General features: G+C 41.0%; 17 protein-coding genes. 3 read left to right on the top strand and 14 right to left on the bottom strand.

Features of this window, described 5'->3' with window-relative positions:
* Position 1: 1 nt before the first annotated feature.
* From CRI9333_RS16835 to CRI9333_RS16825, 3 genes are all read right to left on the bottom strand, one after another.
* The gene (locus tag CRI9333_RS16835) at positions 2–424 is read right to left on the bottom strand and encodes a type II toxin-antitoxin system VapC family toxin (RefSeq protein ID WP_015204376.1); all 423 of its coding nucleotides are present in this window, start codon (positions 422–424) and stop codon (positions 2–4) included.
* Positions 421–672, bottom strand: coding sequence for a hypothetical protein (locus tag CRI9333_RS16830; RefSeq protein WP_015204375.1), 252 nt, complete (start codon positions 670–672; stop codon positions 421–423). Before CRI9333_RS16830 ends, CRI9333_RS16835 begins: the two co-directional genes overlap by 4 nt.
* 111 nt (positions 673–783) lie before the next feature.
* Positions 784–1,326, bottom strand: a complete 543-nt coding sequence (locus CRI9333_RS16825; protein WP_015204374.1) for an NYN domain-containing protein — start codon at positions 1,324–1,326, stop codon at positions 784–786.
* A gap of 712 nt (positions 1,327–2,038) precedes the next feature.
* Between CRI9333_RS16825 and bchD the strand changes: the two genes are divergently transcribed.
* Positions 2,039–4,090, top strand: a complete 2,052-nt coding sequence (gene bchD / locus CRI9333_RS16820) for a magnesium chelatase ATPase subunit D (RefSeq protein WP_015204373.1) — start codon at positions 2,039–2,041, stop codon at positions 4,088–4,090.
* A 116-nt stretch (positions 4,091–4,206) separates the two neighbouring features.
* Here bchD and CRI9333_RS16815 read toward each other — a convergent pair whose 3' ends face one another.
* Entirely contained in the window at positions 4,207–4,935 is a 729-nt protein-coding gene (locus CRI9333_RS16815; protein ID WP_015204372.1) for a Bax inhibitor-1/YccA family protein, read from the bottom strand.
* A gap of 518 nt (positions 4,936–5,453) precedes the next feature.
* Here CRI9333_RS16815 and CRI9333_RS16810 point away from each other — a divergent pair.
* On the top strand, positions 5,454–6,239 hold the full coding sequence (locus tag CRI9333_RS16810) for an RNA polymerase sigma factor SigF (protein ID WP_015204371.1): 786 nt from the start codon (positions 5,454–5,456) through the stop codon (positions 6,237–6,239).
* A 278-nt stretch (positions 6,240–6,517) separates the two neighbouring features.
* On the opposite strand, the gene CRI9333_RS26840 is transcribed toward CRI9333_RS16810, so the two are convergent.
* The 10 genes from CRI9333_RS26840 to ltrA all read right to left on the bottom strand — a co-directional run bounded on the left by CRI9333_RS26840 (position 6,518) and on the right by ltrA (position 17,065).
* Positions 6,518–6,673 carry a hypothetical protein gene (locus tag CRI9333_RS26840; protein ID WP_015204370.1) on the bottom strand — a complete coding sequence of 52 codons (156 nt, stop codon included), beginning with the start codon at positions 6,671–6,673 and terminating at the stop codon, positions 6,518–6,520.
* 229 nt (positions 6,674–6,902) lie between these two features.
* The gene (locus tag CRI9333_RS16805; protein WP_015204369.1) at positions 6,903–8,519 is read right to left on the bottom strand and encodes a peptide ligase PGM1-related protein; all 1,617 of its coding nucleotides are present in this window, start codon (positions 8,517–8,519) and stop codon (positions 6,903–6,905) included.
* A 99-nt stretch (positions 8,520–8,618) separates the two neighbouring features.
* Complete coding sequence (locus CRI9333_RS16800) at positions 8,619–9,929, bottom strand: aminopeptidase P N-terminal domain-containing protein (protein WP_015204368.1); 1,311 nt, start codon at positions 9,927–9,929, stop codon at positions 8,619–8,621.
* 354 nt (positions 9,930–10,283) lie between these two features.
* Entirely contained in the window at positions 10,284–11,060 is a 777-nt protein-coding gene (locus tag CRI9333_RS16795; RefSeq protein WP_015204367.1) for an MBL fold metallo-hydrolase, read from the bottom strand.
* A gap of 124 nt (positions 11,061–11,184) precedes the next feature.
* Positions 11,185–11,793, bottom strand: a complete 609-nt coding sequence (locus tag CRI9333_RS16790; RefSeq protein ID WP_015204366.1) for an anthranilate synthase component II — start codon at positions 11,791–11,793, stop codon at positions 11,185–11,187.
* A gap of 143 nt (positions 11,794–11,936) precedes the next feature.
* A complete protein-coding gene (locus CRI9333_RS16785) occupies positions 11,937–12,449 on the bottom strand; it encodes a diacylglycerol kinase family protein (RefSeq protein ID WP_041226760.1) in 513 nt (170 codons plus the stop codon).
* Between the two features lie 76 nt (positions 12,450–12,525).
* Positions 12,526–13,056 (bottom strand): rRNA maturation RNase YbeY, encoded by a 531-nt coding sequence (gene ybeY, locus CRI9333_RS16780; RefSeq protein ID WP_015204364.1) that lies wholly within the window; start codon positions 13,054–13,056, stop codon positions 12,526–12,528.
* Positions 13,057–13,086: 30 nt separating this feature from the next.
* The gene (locus tag CRI9333_RS16775; RefSeq protein ID WP_015204363.1) at positions 13,087–13,302 is read right to left on the bottom strand and encodes a DUF3285 domain-containing protein; all 216 of its coding nucleotides are present in this window, start codon (positions 13,300–13,302) and stop codon (positions 13,087–13,089) included.
* 290 nt (positions 13,303–13,592) lie between these two features.
* A protein-coding gene (gene prfB, locus CRI9333_RS16770) for a peptide chain release factor 2 (protein WP_390370024.1) occupies positions 13,593–14,703 on the bottom strand; the annotation gives its coding sequence in 2 pieces (ribosomal slippage) (positions 13,593–14,627 and positions 14,629–14,703; 1,110 coding nt in all).
* Positions 14,704–15,073: 370 nt separating this feature from the next.
* On the bottom strand, positions 15,074–17,065 hold the full coding sequence (ltrA, locus tag CRI9333_RS16765) for a group II intron reverse transcriptase/maturase (protein WP_015203844.1): 1,992 nt from the start codon (positions 17,063–17,065) through the stop codon (positions 15,074–15,076).
* Positions 17,066–17,927: 862 nt separating this feature from the next.
* Here ltrA and CRI9333_RS16760 point away from each other — a divergent pair.
* Positions 17,928–19,640, top strand: a complete 1,713-nt coding sequence (locus CRI9333_RS16760; RefSeq protein WP_015204362.1) for a serine/threonine-protein kinase — start codon at positions 17,928–17,930, stop codon at positions 19,638–19,640.
* The last annotated feature ends 41 nt before the right edge of the window (positions 19,641–19,681 follow it).

The raw sequence follows: 19,681 nt of genomic DNA, 5'->3' as shown, positions 1-19,681 counted from the left end.
ATCACGGTAAGTTTTCTATCCAACAAAGATGGGGAAACAGAGAATCCTTACTAAGAGCATTATAAAATCTTTCATCGGCTGTCACCATTTGACAATTATTAGTCACAGCTAAAGCTAAATATACACAGTCATAAACAGCTTGATCGACTCTAGTAGCAATTTCTAATGCTAAAGGCATTAAAGATAAAGATAAACCAACTTGCCAAGGTAATGCTGACAGTGCTGCTAAATCATTCTTAGCATCATCTAGAGTCATCTCACCTCGGCGCACTCGTTTCCATAAGATATTACCAATTTCAGGAAAGAAAAAATCTGGCACTAACAATTCGTAATTAATATTTCTTAACCGCCAAGCTTCTGATGAGTGGATTTCAGGCAAAACTAACTTAATAGCAACATTGGCATCAACTACAATCTTAGTCAACGATTTCTTTCCTCACGTAAAAGTTCGACACTATCACTAAATACTTGTCCAGAATGACGCTGACGGGCTTCTTCAATTTTTGACCAAGCTGTAGCAATATCATTTTTTTCTTCAATAACTTCAGCTTCAGCTACCTGTGCAATAATGACTTTTATTTCATCCTCTAAACTTCGGTTGTGCTTATTTGCCAAGATTTGCAATTTTTCCACTAAATTAGGATTAACATTTTCTAAAACTATTTGATTCATACTACCTCTACAATTCATTTTTATTATATACTATCCGATCCTTATACTCGTTACCAGGTTCAACCTGGTAACGAATCTATCAAGGCTCCGCTTTCATTAACTCTAATCAAATTAAGCAGCTTTACTTCCTATGAGTTGAGGTAATTGATCGATAAAATAAAATTCATCAACAAGGTTAATCAGTTTTTTACTTTCACTGCCTCGTTGAGCAAATATTATGACTTTTTTACCCGCAGCCTGAAGAATGGAAATTAATCCTGCATAATCCCAATCTCCTAAAACAAGAACAAATATATCAGGAGAAGGCTTGCGGGTAAATTGTTTAGTACAATAATATATTAATGTTTTGTCTACACCATTTTTTGAATTATCAGGAACATTAATACATTTAAACCCCATACCTTCTAATACATCCTTAGCATCAGTTTCGTTCTTTTTCTGGGAGTTATAGAAAACATTTTTGGAAGTCAAACGCCATTTTTGTCCACAAACTTCTAACAAATCACTTCCCAAGCTTGGTAAATTCTTCTGTTTAGATTTAACATTCTGGATATCCCATGCTAAGTAAGCTAAAAGCTTTTTGTGGCTGCTTTGTTCAGTTGAAAGTTTATTCTGGTTAGTTTTTCCAGTGAAAGTGGCTTGATTGTCGATCATTGTCTAGGTTTAGATAGGGTTGACTAGACAACATCTAATATCTACAACATATCTAGCGGTAGCGCAAAATAGCTCAGAAGCTTCTTAAAAAGAACCCTAAGAATATAATTGCTACCTTCGCCTTTATTTGATTAAAGTCTCAGATGGAGGATTTTAACTATCCTGTAAATCGTCAGGTTAACCATTTGAATGAATACTTAGCTAAATGTCTGATTAGACACTAGGAAAGCGCATTTAATTTTATAAACACCCTTAATGCTAAATACTCAGCCAAAGGGATAACCTGGCGATTTGCAGGATAATAAAAATCCTCAAATTGAGACAACAATCAACATCTTGCTTTTGATATTGCAAATATTTTTGCTGTCTGAATATATATCATCATACTTTTTTTAGAATGTCAAGATCTTTTTAAAGATTTTTTCTGAGGTCAACGCGATCGCATCGGCGTTAGGCACAGTTGATAGGATTAAGTAGTTAAAATCTTGAAGCGATCGCCCGTGCCTAACACACCATACAGTTAGATAATTAAATGCACAAAACCAAACTTTTAACCTTATATCTTTGCGATCCTTTGCGTTAAAAAATAATCCCCCTTATTCAAAGCCAAAAGCTAATTTATTAAATCCTCCCTCCTCTCTCCTCTCCTTTCCCTCCCCAACCCTCCCCAGACTTGATATGCTGAAATACTGGACTTGCTAAAATTACAAAAATGCCTGCCCCTACTACTAACCCTACAATTACTGCCTTTCCCTTAACTGCGGTTGTGGGACAAGAAGCCATCAAAATAGCGTTGCTGTTAGCAGCAGTTGATCCAGGGCTGGGAGGGGTGGCGATCGCAGGTCGTCGCGGTACTGCCAAATCTGTGATGGCACGCGCCCTGCACTCTTTACTCCCTCCCATCGAAGTAGTCAAAGGTTCCATTAGCAACTGCGATCCTAATAACCCCAGTGAGTGGGACGACGACCTGTTATCACAAGCTCACAACTCCCCCTCCATCAACGGAGATAATGAAGTTGACCTCCCCACAGAAGTTATCCCTGCCCCGTTTGTGCAAATTCCTTTGGGAACCACAGAAGACAGACTAATAGGTTCTGTAGATGTAGAAAAGTCTGTCAAACTTGGAGAAACAGTATTTCAACCTGGATTATTAGCGCAAGCAAATCGTGGTGTTTTATATATAGATGAAATTAACCTGCTAGATGACCAAATTGCTAATTTGCTGCTCACAAGCTTAACTGAAGGGCGTAATCAAATTGAGCGCGAAGGCATTAGTTTTCAGCATCCCTGCAAGCCGTTATTAGTTGCCACTTATAACCCAGAAGAAGCCCCACTGCGAGAACATTTACTCGATCGCATTGCGATTACACTTTCCGCAGATGGTGTATTAGGTTTGGATGAACGAGTACAAGCTGTAGATCAAGCAATAGAATACTCTAGATCTCCCCAAGCATTTTTAGAGCAATACGACGAAGAAATTGATAATCTCAAAACCCAAATTCTCTTAGCGCGAGAATGGCTCAAAGATGTCCAAATTACTAGGGATCAAATTGCCTATCTAGTCAATGAAGCGATTCGTGGAGGTGTGCAAGGACATCGCGCAGAACTATTTGCTTTGCGGGTAGCGAAAGCAGCAGCAGCTTTGGATGGACGTAATAAGGTTAATGCTGACGATTTGCGTCGGGCTGTAGAGTTGGTAATTGTACCTAGAGCAACAGTTGTACAAACACCGCCAGAAGAAACACCGCCACCACCTCCGCCACCACCACAACCCCAAGATCAATCTCCACAAGAACAAGATCAGCAGGAAGATCAAGAAGAGGAAGAAGATAATTCTGAACAACAAGAACAAGAAGCACCTGATATTCCCGAAGAATTTATCTTCGATCCAGAAGGTGTGATTATTGATGAGGATGTACTTTATTTTGCACAGCGATCGCAAAGACAAGGCAAATCTGGTAGTCGTAGTTTAATCTTTTCTGAAGATCGCGGACGTTACGTTAAACCAGTATTACCTAAAGGTAAAGTAAGGAGAATTGCAGTTGATGCTACTCTCCGCGCTGCTGCGCCTTATCAAAAATCTCGCCGTGAACGTCAACCAAATCGTAAAGTTATTGTTGAACAAGGTGATATTCGCGGAAAGCGGTTAGCTAGAAAAGCAGGTGCGTTAGTTGTATTTGTAGTTGATGCTTCTGGTTCAATGGCGCTTAATCGGATGCAATCAGCGAAAGGTGCAGTCATGCGCCTACTGACAGAAGCTTATCAAAACCGTGACCAAGTAGCATTAATTCCATTTAGAGGAGAACAAGCAGAGGTACTTTTACCCCCTACTCGTTCAATTGCTTTAGCTAAATCACGTTTAGAACGTTTACCTTGTGGCGGTGGTTCACCTCTAGCGCATGGTTTAACGCAGGCGGTGCGCGTTGGGATGAATGCTCAAATGTCCGGTGATGTTGGTCAAGTTGTGATTGTGGCAATTACTGATGGACGAGGTAATATTCCTTTAGCTCGTTCTTTGGGTGAACCAATACCTGAAGGAGAAAAGCCAGATATCAAAGCAGAATTGTTAGATATTGCTACAAAAGTTCGTGGCGTAGGCATTCAGCTTTTGGTAATAGATACGGAGAATAAGTTTATTTCTACTGGGTTTGCTAAGGAATTAGCAAAACAAGCAGGAGGTAAGTATTACCACTTACCTAAAGCTACCGATCAAGCGATCGCGCAAGTTACTATGGGTGCGATCGCTGATCTAAAATCTCGCTAGTAAGCTGTGAGCTTTGCTATAAAAAAGCCGTGGTTAAATAAAACCACGGCTTTAAATTTTAACCTGGGATTACCAAAATCTCCGCATTAGATACAAGCGATATAATCCGTTAACATTTAATCACGACTATTGATAGCAATTAACAACCGCAGAATAAACACAAACAGATTAATGTATGTCAAATACATTGATAGAGCAGCAGGCAAATACTGATCGTCACGATAGGTACGGGGTAGGATGTAAAAATCTACCACAGCCACACCTGCAAACAGAAACACACCAAAACCTGAAATGGCAATTTCTAACCAGGTAGGAGTGTAGATACCAAAAACGGAAAACAGCAGTTGACCCACCAAAACAACCAGCAAGGCTATCACACCAAGCTGTATAGTTTTGGTTAATGCCATACCGTCTTGCTCGGACAAATTAGAACCAATCGGTCGCGCAACGATAAAGGTAACGCCACAGCCAAGGGCAGCTATAGCAATTCCCCCAATACCAACGCCGCTAGTCCCTAAAGCAAGAGATACTAAACCACTCAGGGTATAGCCAGATAGTAAACTGTAGGTAGCCAGAAGTGGTAAGGCAATGCCATTTTTACCGCTTTCGGCAACGCCACGAGCAACGAAGAACAGAACCAATTCTGCAATTAAGGCAACCCAAAAAGTAGGGAAAAATAACTCTGGGTTGGCAGCTAGAACTCTAATTCCACCGTAAGTACCTAGAGCGGTTAATACTAAACCACCACCGACGTATGGAAGAGCATTAGCTATGACGTTACGACCAATGAGCGATTGACCTCTCGCGTCACGAATCGCTTCACGGAAGTTGCTGGTATTACTCATGTGGCTTCCTCGGAAGTTTACAAAAAGTTAACAAAAAAAACTTACTAATCATCTTGATTTTGACGTATATCCTTGCATATTCGCTAGTGTTGAATCAGCGATCGCTATCTTAGATCAACTCCAACAACCATGTTGACTCAACAACTTCACTAATTAAATCCACAACTCCAAACAGAAATGTTCCGATTTTAAGTTGTGTTTTGTATCATTTTTTCTCAACTGCATACTCTCCTATTATAATCTACTTTTTTAAAGTTAGCTTTACTCTATAATCTGCCTTTTGGTTGATGCTTCCAAGCATAAAATTATAGAATTAAGAAGGTAAACGTAATTAAACGTAAAACTCAATTTGCGTATTTCTACGGAAGCTTGTAACAGTAGCTACGGTTAATTCAGTAAAACGACTATGGCGTATATCTCTAGACATTTAGAGAATAAATTTAGACTCAAAACAAATGATTCCGCTCTTTCCTAATTCTTAAATGAAATAGGTTTCGACCCACAGAGGCATTTTGATGATGGCGACTCAATCCCCTTCCCGCTCAAACTCAATAAATCTTTTGATTGCTTACCACCAAAATCCTTCAGTTGCCCTTCGCAATCGACTGGTGTTGATGAATGCTGGGCTGGTGCGCCAAATTGCTCATCGAATTAGCTATCAGTGTGCGGAACCTTATCAAGATTTAGAACAAATTGGTTATTTTGGTTTAATTAGAGCGATAGAGCGGTTTAATCCCAATCAAGGCTGCGCTTTTAGTTCTTTTGCCGTACCTTATATTCGTGGCGAGATTCTGCATTTTCTACGTGATAAAGGAAGTGTAGTTAAAATTCCTCGTCGTTGGCAAGAACTGCAAAAAGAAGGTCAAAAAGTCCGTCACGAGTTATTTTGTACTTTAGGTAGAGCGCCTAGAGATGCTGAAATTGCTGAAGCACTGAATGTCTCTGTTCAAGAATGGCGTGAAAGTAAGTCTGCGGCTCAAAATCGTTTACCTTTAAGTTTGGATGCTACGATTGGTCAGACAATGGATTATCCAGTGACTTTAGGAGAAACACTGCCCGATCCCCACGACCAAGCTATGCGGCATTTTGAAGAAGATAGACATCAGTTAGAAGGTGCTTTAAGCCACTTAGAAGAAAAAACTCAAGCAGCAATTGAGTATGTGTTTTTGCGCGAGTTACCTCGTAAGGAAGCAGCAAAGCGAATTGGAGTAAGTCCAATGACAGTAACGCGCCATCTGCAAAGGGGCGTTGAGCAGTTAGTAACCATTTTGCAAGCTCCAAATGCAGAACGTTTGGCTAGCTAAGATGAGCGGTTTAATATAGCTCTGGAATTAATTATATTTATCAACTGAATATAATATTTATTATCAAATTAATAATCCCAAAGCTATCAGCTTTGGGATTATTGTTTAAAAATTTAGCTTGCTTCATACATGGGCAAAATGCCCCCAGTAAATAAAAAATAAATTATCAGTATATTTAGTAGAAGCCTCTAGCTTGCTACTTCAACTCCATAAGTAATATTGCTGTAGTAATTATAAGTTTAGAACAGCCTTAATTTGAGTTAATTATTAAATGCCATTTATGCAAGCTGCAAACAGCGCTGTTTTCGTTGTTCTAGATCTCGCAAAATTTCAACCACCAGTTGCGCCTGTTGTGGTGTGAGTTTAGTTACTTTACTACCCCAAAGCCTTAGTAACTCCTCTTGGTAAGTATTATTGCTAGAAGCAATAGCCATAATGGATTACCCCGTATGATTCATTCTTTCAGCATACATCACTATCGAAAAATCTGCCTACGGATATATACCTAAATAAACCCTCATAGTGTATCTATGGATACCAAAAAATTAAGCCCAGGCTAAGAACCTTTGTAGAGACGTAGCACTGTACGCCTCTACATTCGCATGAGAGGTTGATTAATTATTTTTCAGATACGCTGTAACAGCCAATTAATTTGAGATTTGTTTACCGTGTACCACTCCAAGCAATGGGAGGGCTACAGTATGAAACCCACGATTTAGGACTGGCAGTGCTGCGCGTCTCTTCGTCGAGAACTTTAACAACTTTGTTATAGATATCCTCTGCCTGCTGTAGTGAATCACCAATACTGGTTAATCCCAATTTCCCAAACTCCGATAAGCAACCCATGAGATGAAATACTGTCCCTGTTTCAGTACTGGTATCAAAGTGCAATCTATGGTGTGCAATGATATCCATCAAATCATTAGGTAGTAAACCTCGATAGCGTTCTTTATGCAAGTTATCAGAGGCAACATAATATTTGGGACGACCTTGTTGACTATAAAATAAACCAGTGGAAAGGTCATAACGACCGTTGGTTAAAAACTTCAAAGTCATAAACGGATGGGTAGTGCCACCTTTACGCAGGTTGATTTCTATAGCTTGCAGATCCCAATCTGTATTACCATGTTTATCTGTATGACGCACCGCCATAAAATCTATACCGAAGCGTTCTAAAGCACCTTTTTTAGCTAAATTTCGCCCAATTTTTAATCCTAAATCTTGTAAGCGTAAGCGGTAGGTTTCATCGGCGGGAAATTTACAACCGAGAAAAATTTGACCATCTGGTCCACCTAATATTTGGTCGTGAGTTGAAAGGATTTCAACTTCTCCTTGAGGTGTAATACGACCTTGTACACTAGGCGATCGCTTTTCTTCTCCTTCAATAAATGCTTCGACAATTGCCCCTAATTCTGGGATGCGACTAGAAAAATTGTCCCAAGTTTCAGCTTTAGCTTGAAAGCCTAAATTCTGAAAGCGATCGCGAATTGCTATTACTCGTTGTGCATGGTCAGCTTTACCTGGGACTAGGTTTTCTAGCGGTCTAAGATCTAAAATGGCATTTCCTTCACCAGAAAATCCTTCGTTAAGTTTAACTACCATTCGTTGCAAACTTGGCTGGCGTTCCCACAAATCTGCTGCTGCTTCTGCCAAATCTTCTCCATTCCAAACTCTCTCGCAACCATCAGGAAGAGGAACACCGCACTCAGCAAAAATTTGGCGACTGCCACTTTTAGTACCCCAGTACAACAATTCGGGATCTAGCGCAAATAAAGGTACTTCTAGTTGTACTGCCAAATCTCGCTCTAATTCGGTGGAATTGTAGCAGATCATAAAAGAATTATCTGGTCGCAATGCCTTCCGTATGCGCTCCATTAAGCGGGGACGCTCTAAAATTTTTTGCGTCAGTGGTTTGAGGGAGGAATCATAAGTAGAGAATAGTAGCAAGCGATCGCGTGCATGGGAAAATGGAATTCCTGGTAATAATTGTAAATAGTAATCAATTACTATAGGTGGCAACGGCTGAGAAGTAACATAAATTAGCCTGGTGCGGGGATTCCACAGGCGAATTAAAGAAAATAGTAACCTTTCTTCATAATGAATTTGACCCTCAATTTTTCTCAGTTCTCGCTGATCTAAACTCACCGAGGGAATAACTAAAATATCGCCGTCACTGTCCTCTAATCCATCAAGGCTTTGCCAGCGAGCGCGTAACTGTGCTTGCAGACGTTGAAATTCCACCTGTTCAGAGGAAGAATGACTCAAAACTTGCTCAACCATTTTCTCCCCCTTATACAATTAACAATTAACAATTAACAATTAACAATTATCAATCAATAATTAACAATCAACATCAAGCTTAAGCAAAATTACACAGGCTTAGTGTTCCATCTCCTGCACTGACTTAGGAACCGCAGCCGTTAATACTTCATTGCCTTCTGCTGTTACTAATACATCATCTTCGATCCGAATACCAATTCCTCGCCAACGCGGATCAATATCCGGTTGTCCTTCAGCAGGTTGTAGATCCAATCCAATATAAATACCTGGTTCTACCGTAATTACATTACCAGGTTGCAAGGTGTACCAAGTTTCTTCTCCATGTTTGTATACACCTGCATCATGGACATCTAAACCTAACCAATGTCCTGTACCGTGCATAAAGAATGCTCGATGTTTTTCCTCTTCGATTAACTTGTCTATTTCACCAGCAAGAAGTCCTAACTCAACTAAACCTTCAGTGATTACCCGCACAGCAATTGAGTGAACATCCTTATAGGTATTACCAGGTTTAACTTCTGCGATCGCACTAAGCTGTGCTTCTAAAACAAGCTCATAAATCGTTTTTTGTTCTGGTGTAAATTTACCACCTACCGGAAAGGTGCGAGTAATATCAGCGTTGTAATAATCATAAGCACAACCAGCATCAATCAGTAGTAAATCCTGATCTTTTACCTGGCAATTGTTTTCAATGTAGTGCAGTATGCAAGCATTCGCACCAGATGCCACAATTGAAGGATACGCTGGTCCCATCGCCCCCCGCAAGCGAAAAATATGTTCTAATTCTGCTTGAATTTCATACTCATAACGCCCTGGTTGAGTAAATTCCCGTGCATGATTGTGTGCTTCTGCTGAAATAGTCGCAGCTTTACGCATTAAACCTAACTCGGCAGGTGTTTTTACTTGCCGCAGTGGGTGGAGAATTAGTGATGTATCTGCGATCGCAATTGGTCCAGTACCACGCTTAGGATAACCAGCCAGCAAGCGTTGCCAGTGTTTGATGATCGTATCGTTAAAAGTGCGATCGCGTCCTACATGGTAGTAGATCTGATCTGCCTTCTCTAAATACTGAGGTAACTTTTCATCTAGTTCCGTAATCGGATAAGCTTCATCTGCGCCAAAAAATTCCTTTGCACCTTCCACACCCACCCGATAACCCCTCCAGATTTCTTTTTCCCGTTCCTTGGGTTGGACAAATAAAATAAATTTGTGTTCTTTATGGTGAGGCGCTAACACCGCTACAGCTTGCGGTTCATTAAAACCCGTCAAGTAAAAGAAATCACTATCTTGGCGAAAATTATACTCCACATCATTGTGCATCACAGCTACAGGCGCACTGCGAAAAATTGCAGTTCCGTTGCCAATTTTAGCCATCAACTGTTCACGACGCTGGGAATATTCTGCTTGCATAGCTACTAAATTTTTATTTTGAAGTATCAATTTTGAATAATCAGCCTAAATTATCAGCTTATTAATATTACTGTTAATTAGATAGGCATAATTAAACTTACAGCAATTTGCATCTAAGAGCTTATCCTAAAAATAATTAATCACAGAAAATATCTGCATTTATCTGCGTTTATCTGCGGTTAAAATCTCTTAAAAGCAGTTTGAAAGATAGGCTTAAAGTGTAGTATACCCCTCCCCAACCCTCCCCGAATATGCGGGGAGGGGGCAAGAGTAGCGCAGGTATTTATACTCCTCTCTCCTCTCTCCTCCCCCCTCCCTCTCTGCCAAGTAAGTTGATTTTTACCCACCTACTTACTAAATCTTGTAACTTAAAACTCTAATCACTGTGCCACTCTTAGGTAAATCAGTTGGCTTAATTGCGAGCTTGTCACTATTAATCTGACGGACTGAAGTTTTATCCCTCAACTGCAAGAAATTATCTACCAAAGCAAGATCGCAACTATTGGCATTAGCCGCTTTTGTCCGGTATTGAGTAGGAATTACTACTTTAGGATTTAGTGAGCTAATTGCCTGATTTGCCTCTTGAGGATTATAAGTTTTAATACCTCCTCCAACGGGAATTAGAAGCAAATCTGGGCTACCCATCAAAATTTTCTGATCATCATTAATTGGTGCTGCTGCCCCTCCCAAGTGTAGGATATTAATCCCTGCTTGTTGCCAGCGCCATGCTACATTGGTTCCAAACTGTCTACCACCAGTGCGATCGTGGTCAATACTAATACCTTGAAGCTGTATCCCCTCAAACTCGTAGGCTCCAGGTTCATATATAATCTTGGGATTTCCAGGCAAATCTTTTACAGATCCTTCATCTAATAGCAAGCTGCTGAGTAGCACCAAATCAGCCGCTACTTTAGGTGAACGATATTTAGCTGTACAACCCAATTTTTCAAAAGGATTTACTAAAACTCGCTTACCATTGCTAGTAAACAAAAAGCAGCTATGCCCTAGCCATTGGACTGTCAGAAAATTATTTGTTTGCGCTTGAGAAGTCTGCAATCCAGAAACCAAGCCTGTCCCTACCACTGTCAGCAAACTTGCCCCAGCATAGCGGATCAACTGTCGCCGTTTCATCATCAGTTGTAAATTGTTAAAGCAATTAGTAAGTAGCAATTAGCCATTAGCTTGAGCGATCTGTAATCTACCATTTAATTTGATAATTACAATCAATTGAGGCGCTCTTGCTAATAATTAACAGCTAAGAGCTTATTGCTGGAACTGGAAGTGATTCCAGAAAATTCCGCAATAACAGTTTTCCTGAAGAAGTCAGGATACTCTCTGGATGAAATTGGACTCCTTCAACGTGCGGATAGTTCCGGTGTCTTACACCCATAATTGTGCCATCATCCACCCAAGCCGTAATTTCCAGAATATCTGGACAAGTTTGCCGTTCAATTATCAAACTATGATAGCGGGTAGCAGTAAAGGGATTTTCTAAGTTACGGAAAACACCAACATTTGTATGATAAATTTCTGAAGTTTTACCGTGCATTAAAGTTGGAGCAGAAACAACTTTTCCGCCAAACACCTCACCAATACTTTGATGCCCCAGACAAACACCTAAAATGGGTACAGTTGCCCCTAATTGTTGAATTATCTCTAGAGAAACACCAGCATCTTCTGGACGACCTGGACCTGGAGAAATTACAATTGCATCTGGTTGCAGCTTACGAATTTGCTCTAAGGAGATTTGATCATTACGGTAAACCTGAATCTCAGCAGCAACTGGTAACTGATTACCTAATTCTCCTAAGTACTGTACCAAATTGTAAGTGAAGCTATCATAGTTATCAATAACAAAAATCAATTATTCTAACTCCTTTGGCAAGATGCAAAAAAAAACTGAAGGCTAATTGCTTTTCTATTGTTGAATTTATCTTGCACTTGTTTCACACAAGTTAATTTTAAGAGAATTGTCAAGCTAAAATTAGCCTTTTTAATCTTTTTGTATTACAAAGCGGATTTTATAACAGTTAATAGTGGCGGTAGCAGCAGTGTACCTGCTACTAACAAAGCTGCTAATGCTGAAATTAGCACTGCACCTGCTGCACAGTCTTTAGCAATTTTAGCAAGTTCGTGGTATGACTGCTTAACAGTTAAGTCAACAACAGACTCAATTGCTGTATTTAATAATTCCAGCGCCAGCACCAGCCCAATTGTGATCCCAATTATAGATAATTCTATTGGTTTTAAATGCAAAAATACACCAAGGCTAATTGCCAGCACACCAATTAAGGTATGTATCCTAAAATTACGTTGTGTGACAAAGGCATAGCGCAATCCAGCCCAAGCATATTTGAAACTAATTAGCAAGTTGGGAGCAATTTTCCATGCTAAATCACGGTTGGGTGTAGCCATTGATTCAGATAGATCTGAGGTAAAGATTGAAAGTTCTTCAGATATATCAGATATATCAGGTGTATTGATAGATCTAAAAGGAATGACTGGCTGATCTAGTTTCATCACCATAAACCGTAACCTCCATTAGTAATCAAATAATTTGTAAGAAAACTCATCGTACAAATTGTAGCTGAGATATCTATAGAAATGAGATCTTCAACCCAACTACCTTGAGCAATTTTTCTTGCTGATTTAACATTCTAAGCAGACTAGCTCCATCAGGATGATCCCAGCCGATTAGATGCAGCAAACCGTGAGCAGCTAACCATGCTAATTCTGTGGTTAATGAATGCCCCTGTTGTTGTGCTTGCCGTTGGGCTGTATCAATTGAAATCACAATGTCGCCAAGGTAAAGGGGCATAGACTTCAACAACTCCATTGGCAGTTGAGGGTAGTCTACTTCCAGAGCAGCAAAAGCTAAAACGTCCGTAGGCTGATCTTTTTGACGATACTGGGCATTGAGTGATTGAATTTCTGGATCGTCAGTTAAGCGGATGCTCAGTTCATAACCTGTAGCTATCGGTAGTTCTGTATACAAAGTTTCTAACCATTGTTGAAACCAATTTTCCCAATTTGTATCCGTAATCACATTGTTGGATGTGTCATTAACAGTTTCCAACGGAAAATTGTTGTTGAAACAATCTTGTACAGTAACTTCTACTTCCACCATTTTGAGTCTCCCTAGCTTAATTTCGTGTGGCTAACGAGTAAGATAGGCTAGACCGATGAGGACTGTCAAAAGACCTACAGTTGTCAAAAAGAAATGATAAAGAGAAGTGCCACGCTTACGCACCATGTTCCGCATTGCCAATTTGACATAACTTGCTTGAGGCTCCTGTGCCGCCGATTTTGATTCAGTGCTGGCAGCATCAACATCTGATGCTGTTGTTTTAGATACCGAGGATGGATTGCTCATAAATAATAGGGGGTTGCTTTAGCTCAAAAAATTGTAGTAGTAGCTGATGCTGTTGTTAAATTCCTTTTTAGGAAAGAAATATTTGCGCTTACCTGTTGCTTTGCTAAAAGTTGGGTTTAAAGTGTGTCAACCAAACCTCACACAAAGTCAGGATTGGAAGTATTAGGTAAGATTTTCCTAAAAATATCAGTAGTTTGGAGTTTGCTTAAGTAGCTACTCATTTAATGTAACAGCTTGTATCAAATTAGTTTGTAGGGGGGGTGGGTATTGCCCACCCTAAAAACTTGCTATTAGGTTAACTGATTTTCTTGACGCAGGTAAGCTTCGATAAATAAATCGAGTTCGCCGTTAAGAATGTCTGTAACAGCAGTGGTTTCCACACCAGTGCGTAAGTCTTTGACTAACTGGTAGGGATGGAAGACGTAGTTACGGATTTGGTTGCCCCAAGCTGCTTCTACCATGTCACCTCTAATTTCCGCTACTTCTTGAGCGCGTTGTTCTTGGGCAATGATTAGCAGTTTGGCTTTCAGGATAACGAGGGCTTTTTCTTTGTTTTGTAGTTGACTACGTTCTTGGGTACAGCGCACGGCAATGCCTGTGGGAAGGTGAACGATTCGCACCGCAGTTTCAACTTTATTAACGTTTTGCCCACCTTTACCACCAGCACGGGAAGTCGTGATTTCTAAATCTTTATCAGGAATGTCTAGTTGCACTGAGTTATCGATCAGTGGCATTATTTCTACGCCTGCAAAGCTGGTTTGTCGCTTGCCGTTGGCATTGAATGGTGAAATCCTGACTAAGCGATGAGTGCCTTTTTCTGACCGGAGGTAGCCGTAGGCATAACGCCCATCTATTTCTATGGTGACAGATTTAAGTCCTGCTTCATCTCCTTCAGAAATTTCGGCGAGGTGGACTTTATAACCGTGACGTTCTCCCCAACGAGTGTACATTCTCAGCAGCATTTCTGCCCAGTCTTGGGCATCTGTACCTCCTGCACCAGCATTTATAGTTAGTACTGCTCCTTTGGCATCGTAAAGACCGGATAAAAGCTGTTCTAACTCCCAACGCTCAAGCTCTTGGTTTAATTTGGTGATATTGGTTTGGGCTTCTTGTAGGAGTGATTCATCAGCTTCTAATTCCAGCAGTTCGATTACGGCTTTGGCATCTTCTAAGCTGTTTTTCCACTGCTCAAATTGCTGGAGGTGCGATTTTAAATCGTTAAGTTCTTGCAGGGTTTTTTGGGCTTCGGCTTGGTTATCCCAAAAATCTGGTTGAGATCCTAACTGTTCTAGGTCTTGAATTTTAGCGGTTAGGGCAGGAACGTCAAAGATAGTCCTGGGTTTTACCCAGGCGATCGCACAACGTATCGACTTCTCGTTTAATATCTAGTAGTTCAATCATCAGAAAAATTTGATTTGAAACCCCGTGCTTTGAGCATCGGCTTTACGTTTAATGCTGGTTTTTAAGTGGATATAATCCCAGGAACCAGCAAACCCGTTTAAGTCTCCTCCCGCAACGCTGCTAAGATGTCTTGGCTTTACCCAACGCAAGAACCAATTATGCTTACAAATAGTCCGAACTAGAGAAGCATTCGGAAGTGTGTACCAAGCAGCGTCTCAATGCGGTATTCACCTCTTACGTCACCCAAACTGGTTAGGGTCGAGAGAAGTTATTACTAACCTCCCCCTCCCATCCGAAACCGTGCTTGCGACTTTCACCGCACACGGCTACTCAATGTGTCTCCCGTTGTCAGAGGGACTTCCTATTGACCTTAGTTCAGCAGCACTCGAAAAAGTTTTTCTTCTTCTTCTGTGAGGGTTTCCCCTTTTATGCCTTTCTTCCAAACTTCTGTAAAATCAAGCTTGAATTGTTCCCCAGTTTGTTTAGAACTAGGATTTTCTGAACCGTTCTTTCGTCCTAATATTACTGGAACATCGTCAACCCACTCCCATTCATTTTTATCCCATTGTTGGGCTAATTGTTCAAGGTTTTTGGAGTGTTGTTTCTTCCGAATTTCTATTAGGTCAATAGCGGTCTTTTCGTCGTGGCAGTGCCGATGCAATAGTTGTAGATTCTTCCATTCATCCCTACCGCCAAGGGCTTTAGGTATGATGTGGTCTACTTCTAAGACATCCCAATTCTGAAAGCTTAATCCGCACTTGGTACATTTACCCTTTTGTTGTTTTAACAACTTAGCCTTTCGACTTGACAATTCAGGGTGCGTTCCAACTCTTGAACTCCAATAAACTAGGTCGCCGTCGAACGGGCTTTTATCGCCTTTAACCTTGACGTATTCAGTGCTACTGCTGCCAAATTCAGAATGCGTAAGTAACCGGAGGGGGTTCGCTTTTCCCTCCTTGGTTGCGAATACCCAGTTGTTGTTGCCGATGGTCGTCCAATACTTGCTGCTTGCTTTCTTGGCATTTTTACATCGGCGTTTTGCCCATCTACGAAGTTTCAGGTATGTGAGGTAATCTTGTCGTGATAGTTCTCCGACTGTTTGTGCATCAGAGTTTGAGTAGTAAGAAGTCCATCCCCTTATTACAGGGTTAAGGTCTTTGATTAACGCCGATTGAGGCGATGACCTATGTTTTTTGATGATTCTTCCGATTTCCTCAAGGTGAACCTTACTCGCCTTCTTCGATGGGGTGATGAGAGTATTAAAACCTAATATCCTACCTTTGCTATCCCTCGTACATCGGTATTTACCAGTCGGGTATTGTTGTATGTGGTGTCCGAGGAAATCGAACCCCGCAATACCATCGTCACTCAACTCAGGATTGAGCGAATGACTTAGCCTCGTCTTTTCAGGTTTCAACTGTAAGCCAATATCACTTAACCAATTCGAGATTATATCTCGACATCTCTGGACAACGGTTTTGTTCTGATGGAATATCACAAAATCATCCGCGTACCGGATAACATCGGGTGTTGGGAATTCCTCACCCTTTTTGTGATACCAAGTTTCCCTTCCTGAGTGTGACATTCTAGGGAATTCTTGTTTTATCCTTTCTTCCATTCCGTGAAGGGCAATGTTAGCCAAGAGCGGAGAAATGACTCCACCTTGTGGCGTACCCTCAGATGTAGCAGTAAAGCTTCCTTGGTCTACCACTCCAGATTTCAACCAAGCTTTTATTTGTTGCCTGACCTTACCTTTTGTGTTCAACTTTTGGAGCAGTTTCTCATGGTTGATGCGGTCAAAGCATTTGGCTATATCCGCGTCTAGCACGTATTTAGCCTTTTGCATTATTGCTTTTTTGACTTGATTAACCGCATCGTGACATGACCTTCCTGGTCGAAAACCGTAGCTGTTTGGCTCAAAGAAAGCTTCCCATTCAGGCTCAAGGGTAGCCTTAACTACAGCTTGTAAAGCTCTGTCGTACATAGTGGGAATACCAAGCGGGCGCTTTTCGTCTGTTCCTGGTTTTGGTATCCATACCCGTCTTGTGGGTTTAGACTTGCCAGTTAGCTTTAATTCCCTTACAAGTTTTAGGCGTGCTTCTGGGGACAGTGATTTAACTCCATCCACTCCTGCCGTCTTCTTACCTTGATTTTCTTGTGTTACCCTTCGTACTGATAGAACTCTATTAGACCAAGACCTCATCAGCGTTTTTTGGAGTTTGCGTACAAGTTTGACATTGCCACAACGAGAAGCAGCATAGATACGCTTTTGCAACTTGAAGACGTATCGCTCGACTTTGCGCCAATTGATATCCTTCCATCCCTCAGTATTCAATTGTGAATCTGAATTAGGCTTATACATTGCTACTTGAATCTCTAGCGTTTACACATTGCGATTCACGTCAGCTTATCCAGGCAATTACGCCATCCCTTTTACGGCATTGCCTGTTAATTCAGGCTTGGCATTTGCTTTTTGAACCATCCCACCCTCTAAGTAGCTTCTGGTTGACTACCTACCTTACTAATTGACTTAACAAGGAGCGCACTAGAGGGTTACTTCGTTCCTGACATCCATTGATATGTTCTTTAGGGCGTGTCTCTCCACCGAGGGTCTAGGTGGTGTGCTAACTAGGTCGAACGATACTGTTAGTCCTTACCTTTGTCAGATGTTTCTGACACAGGGGTTGAGTGTTTATAGTACCCATTAGCTTATTTACCCTGTTGGATTGTTACGGTGGCTCATCGACACTTCGTTTGTTCTACCCTTGGAACATTGCTTGCGGTAGATGCTTTCAGCTATTACCATCTGAGCCGCTTTCACCCCCGCTTCATACGTTCGATAGTCATTCTTGCGTATGGGGGCAACCTGTTATTAGGTTGTCTGTGTGCTTTTAACCCCACACCAGGGCAGTAGGACTTGGTGTTTTCTGTATAGAGTTATGATGTCGGTGTAGACTTTCATCTTTTCCTCTTTGTCCCCTAACTGTCTTAGCTTGTGGCTCGGTTAGGTTTCCTCACCTACATGGATATCAAGTTGTCATTAGTAGAGGATTAAAGTGCGAACTCTACCCTGACGGGTTACTCTACTAAAGCTCTCATCCTTGAGTATTACTACCCATTTCAGAGAAACGAATCGCACGCTTGAGCAATCCTCGTCCTTTTAGGGCGAGGTTGGTGAAGTTGTGTAGAATCTAAGAACTTGTATCTTGTTCTAATTGTGCCTTGTGTCTGTTGCTAGTGCTACTCACTGCATCAATCCTGATTGCTTGCGTCCCAATGCCCAGCCTTGGGGTAATAAGTTTTGCAATAGTTGTGGGGCATCGCTAGAACTAAAAAATCGCTACATTCCTCTTCAGTTTTTAGGTTCAGGCGGATTTGCTAGTATTTATACTGTTTTGGATTTAAAAACAAATACTGAGAAAGTGCTAAAGGTATTGGTAGAAACTGCCCCCAAAGCTTTAGAACTTTTTGAACAAGAAGCGGCTGTTTTAGCTAGTTTGCGCCATCCTGGTGTGCCTAAAGTTGAGCCGGATAGCTTTTTTATCCAGACGCTTTCACATCCACAGGCGCGTCAGTTGCCTTGTTTAGTGATGGAGAAAATTAATGGACCTACTTTGGCGGATATGTTGGATCAATATCCTCAAGGTTGTCCAGAGGGGTTAGTTTTTAACTGGCTGAAGCAAGCGGTGGAAATTCTTCAGGAGTTACATAAACGTAAAATTATTCACCGCGACCTTAAACCATCTAATTTGATGCTACGCCAAGATACACAACAACTGGTAATGATTGATTTTGGGGGGGCAAAACAAATTGGTTGGGGTCATCGTGGTAAAGGGGGGAGTTCAACACGCTTAGTTTCTCCTGGTTACAGTCCACCAGAGCAAGTTTCTGGGGGGACAATTGTTGCTCAGACAGATTTCTATGCACTGGGCAGGACGATGATTCACTTGCTGACGGGTAAGTATCCTGCTGATTTGGAAGATCCCATTACTGGTGATTTACTCTGGCGCAATGTTATTCCTGTGGGTGCGGATTTTGCTGATGTGCTAGATGAAATGGTACAAGCTGATGTCCAAAAACGTCCAGCTAGTGCTGCTCAAATTCAAAGGAAATTAGCTGGTATTTCAACTACTAATACTATTCCTAGTTGGGCAGCGCCAAAAGCACCTTTATCTATTTATCAAGTTGTAACTAAAGTAATTGGTAGTTGTTGGAAACTTTTTTGGGTAGTATTTGTTTTTTGCAGTAAAGCGATCGCCAAGACAATTATCTGGTGTTTGGGAGTTATTGCCAAATTTGTTTTAGCTTGTTTGGATACAGTTTGGGAAATGTTGTGTGGGGGAATTGGTGCATTTGTCGGTGCGAGTGTTGGGTTTTATTTTGGCGATCGCATTTCTAATTTTCTCACTCAAACACTCCCTGCTAATATTTCACCAACTTCGATTACAGTTCAACCACAGATTATTTTGTTTGCATTAGCTGGATTAGGTACGGCTGTTGGTTTAACTGTTGCAGGTGGTTTTGGGCAGCGACGGCGCTTTTTAGAAGCTGCTTTGGTTGGGATGATCGGTTATGCCTTGGCGTGGTCGATTTGGCAGGCTTTGGGAGTTTATGAAATTAGGCTGTCTTTAATGGCATTAATTACTGTTGCAGTAACTTTTTTGACTCTGGGTTTAGGTTTAATGAGTCATCATTTTGTTCATGCTTTGGTAGCGGCAAGTGGCACAGCTACGTTTTTTTATGTTTTGGTGATTTTAAAGAAGGAATTAGCAGTTCTATTGATTAGCTGGTTGTCTGTTGGTAATATTGACGGTAAGCCAGAGTTTTTTATTATAAGTATTATTTTTTTCGGGTTATTGGCAATTACTGTGGCTTTTTGGTTGGGAATTAGTTATTACGTTTTTGTGCCTTTTTTGCGTTGGTTGGGGTGGCGTTAGAAATCTAGTCGGATCATTAAATAAATCAGATTCTTTAACTG

Source organism: Crinalium epipsammum PCC 9333, from assembly GCF_000317495.1.
Taxonomy (GTDB): Bacteria; Cyanobacteriota; Cyanobacteriia; order Cyanobacteriales; family PCC-9333; genus Crinalium; species Crinalium epipsammum.
Note: the sequence above shows the minus strand (reverse complement) of the source record. Positions and strands in the feature narration are given on the sequence as shown.

What these genes read in the sequence shown, in the direction of transcription:
- ltrA (WP_015203844.1), bottom strand. Translation starts at nt 17,065, where the DNA reads ATGTATAAGCCTAATTCAGATTCACAATTGAATACTGAGGGATGGAAG.
- CRI9333_RS16825 (WP_015204374.1), bottom strand. Translation starts at nt 1,326, where the DNA reads ATGATCGACAATCAAGCCACTTTCACTGGAAAAACTAACCAGAATAAA.
- CRI9333_RS16815 (WP_015204372.1), bottom strand. Translation starts at nt 4,935, where the DNA reads ATGAGTAATACCAGCAACTTCCGTGAAGCGATTCGTGACGCGAGAGGT.
- CRI9333_RS16795 (WP_015204367.1), bottom strand. Translation starts at nt 11,060, where the DNA reads ATGAAACGGCGACAGTTGATCCGCTATGCTGGGGCAAGTTTGCTGACA.
- CRI9333_RS16810 (WP_015204371.1), top strand. Translation starts at nt 5,454, where the DNA reads ATGGCGACTCAATCCCCTTCCCGCTCAAACTCAATAAATCTTTTGATT.
- bchD (WP_015204373.1), top strand. Translation starts at nt 2,039, where the DNA reads ATGCCTGCCCCTACTACTAACCCTACAATTACTGCCTTTCCCTTAACT.
- CRI9333_RS16775 (WP_015204363.1), bottom strand. Translation starts at nt 13,302, where the DNA reads ATGAGCAATCCATCCTCGGTATCTAAAACAACAGCATCAGATGTTGAT.
- CRI9333_RS16805 (WP_015204369.1), bottom strand. Translation starts at nt 8,519, where the DNA reads ATGGTTGAGCAAGTTTTGAGTCATTCTTCCTCTGAACAGGTGGAATTT.
- CRI9333_RS16785 (WP_041226760.1), bottom strand. Translation starts at nt 12,449, where the DNA reads ATGAAACTAGATCAGCCAGTCATTCCTTTTAGATCTATCAATACACCT.
- CRI9333_RS16800 (WP_015204368.1), bottom strand. Translation starts at nt 9,929, where the DNA reads ATGCAAGCAGAATATTCCCAGCGTCGTGAACAGTTGATGGCTAAAATT.
- CRI9333_RS26840 (WP_015204370.1), bottom strand. Translation starts at nt 6,673, where the DNA reads ATGGCTATTGCTTCTAGCAATAATACTTACCAAGAGGAGTTACTAAGG.
- ybeY (WP_015204364.1), bottom strand. Translation starts at nt 13,056, where the DNA reads ATGGTGGAAGTAGAAGTTACTGTACAAGATTGTTTCAACAACAATTTT.
- CRI9333_RS16830 (WP_015204375.1), bottom strand. Translation starts at nt 672, where the DNA reads ATGAATCAAATAGTTTTAGAAAATGTTAATCCTAATTTAGTGGAAAAA.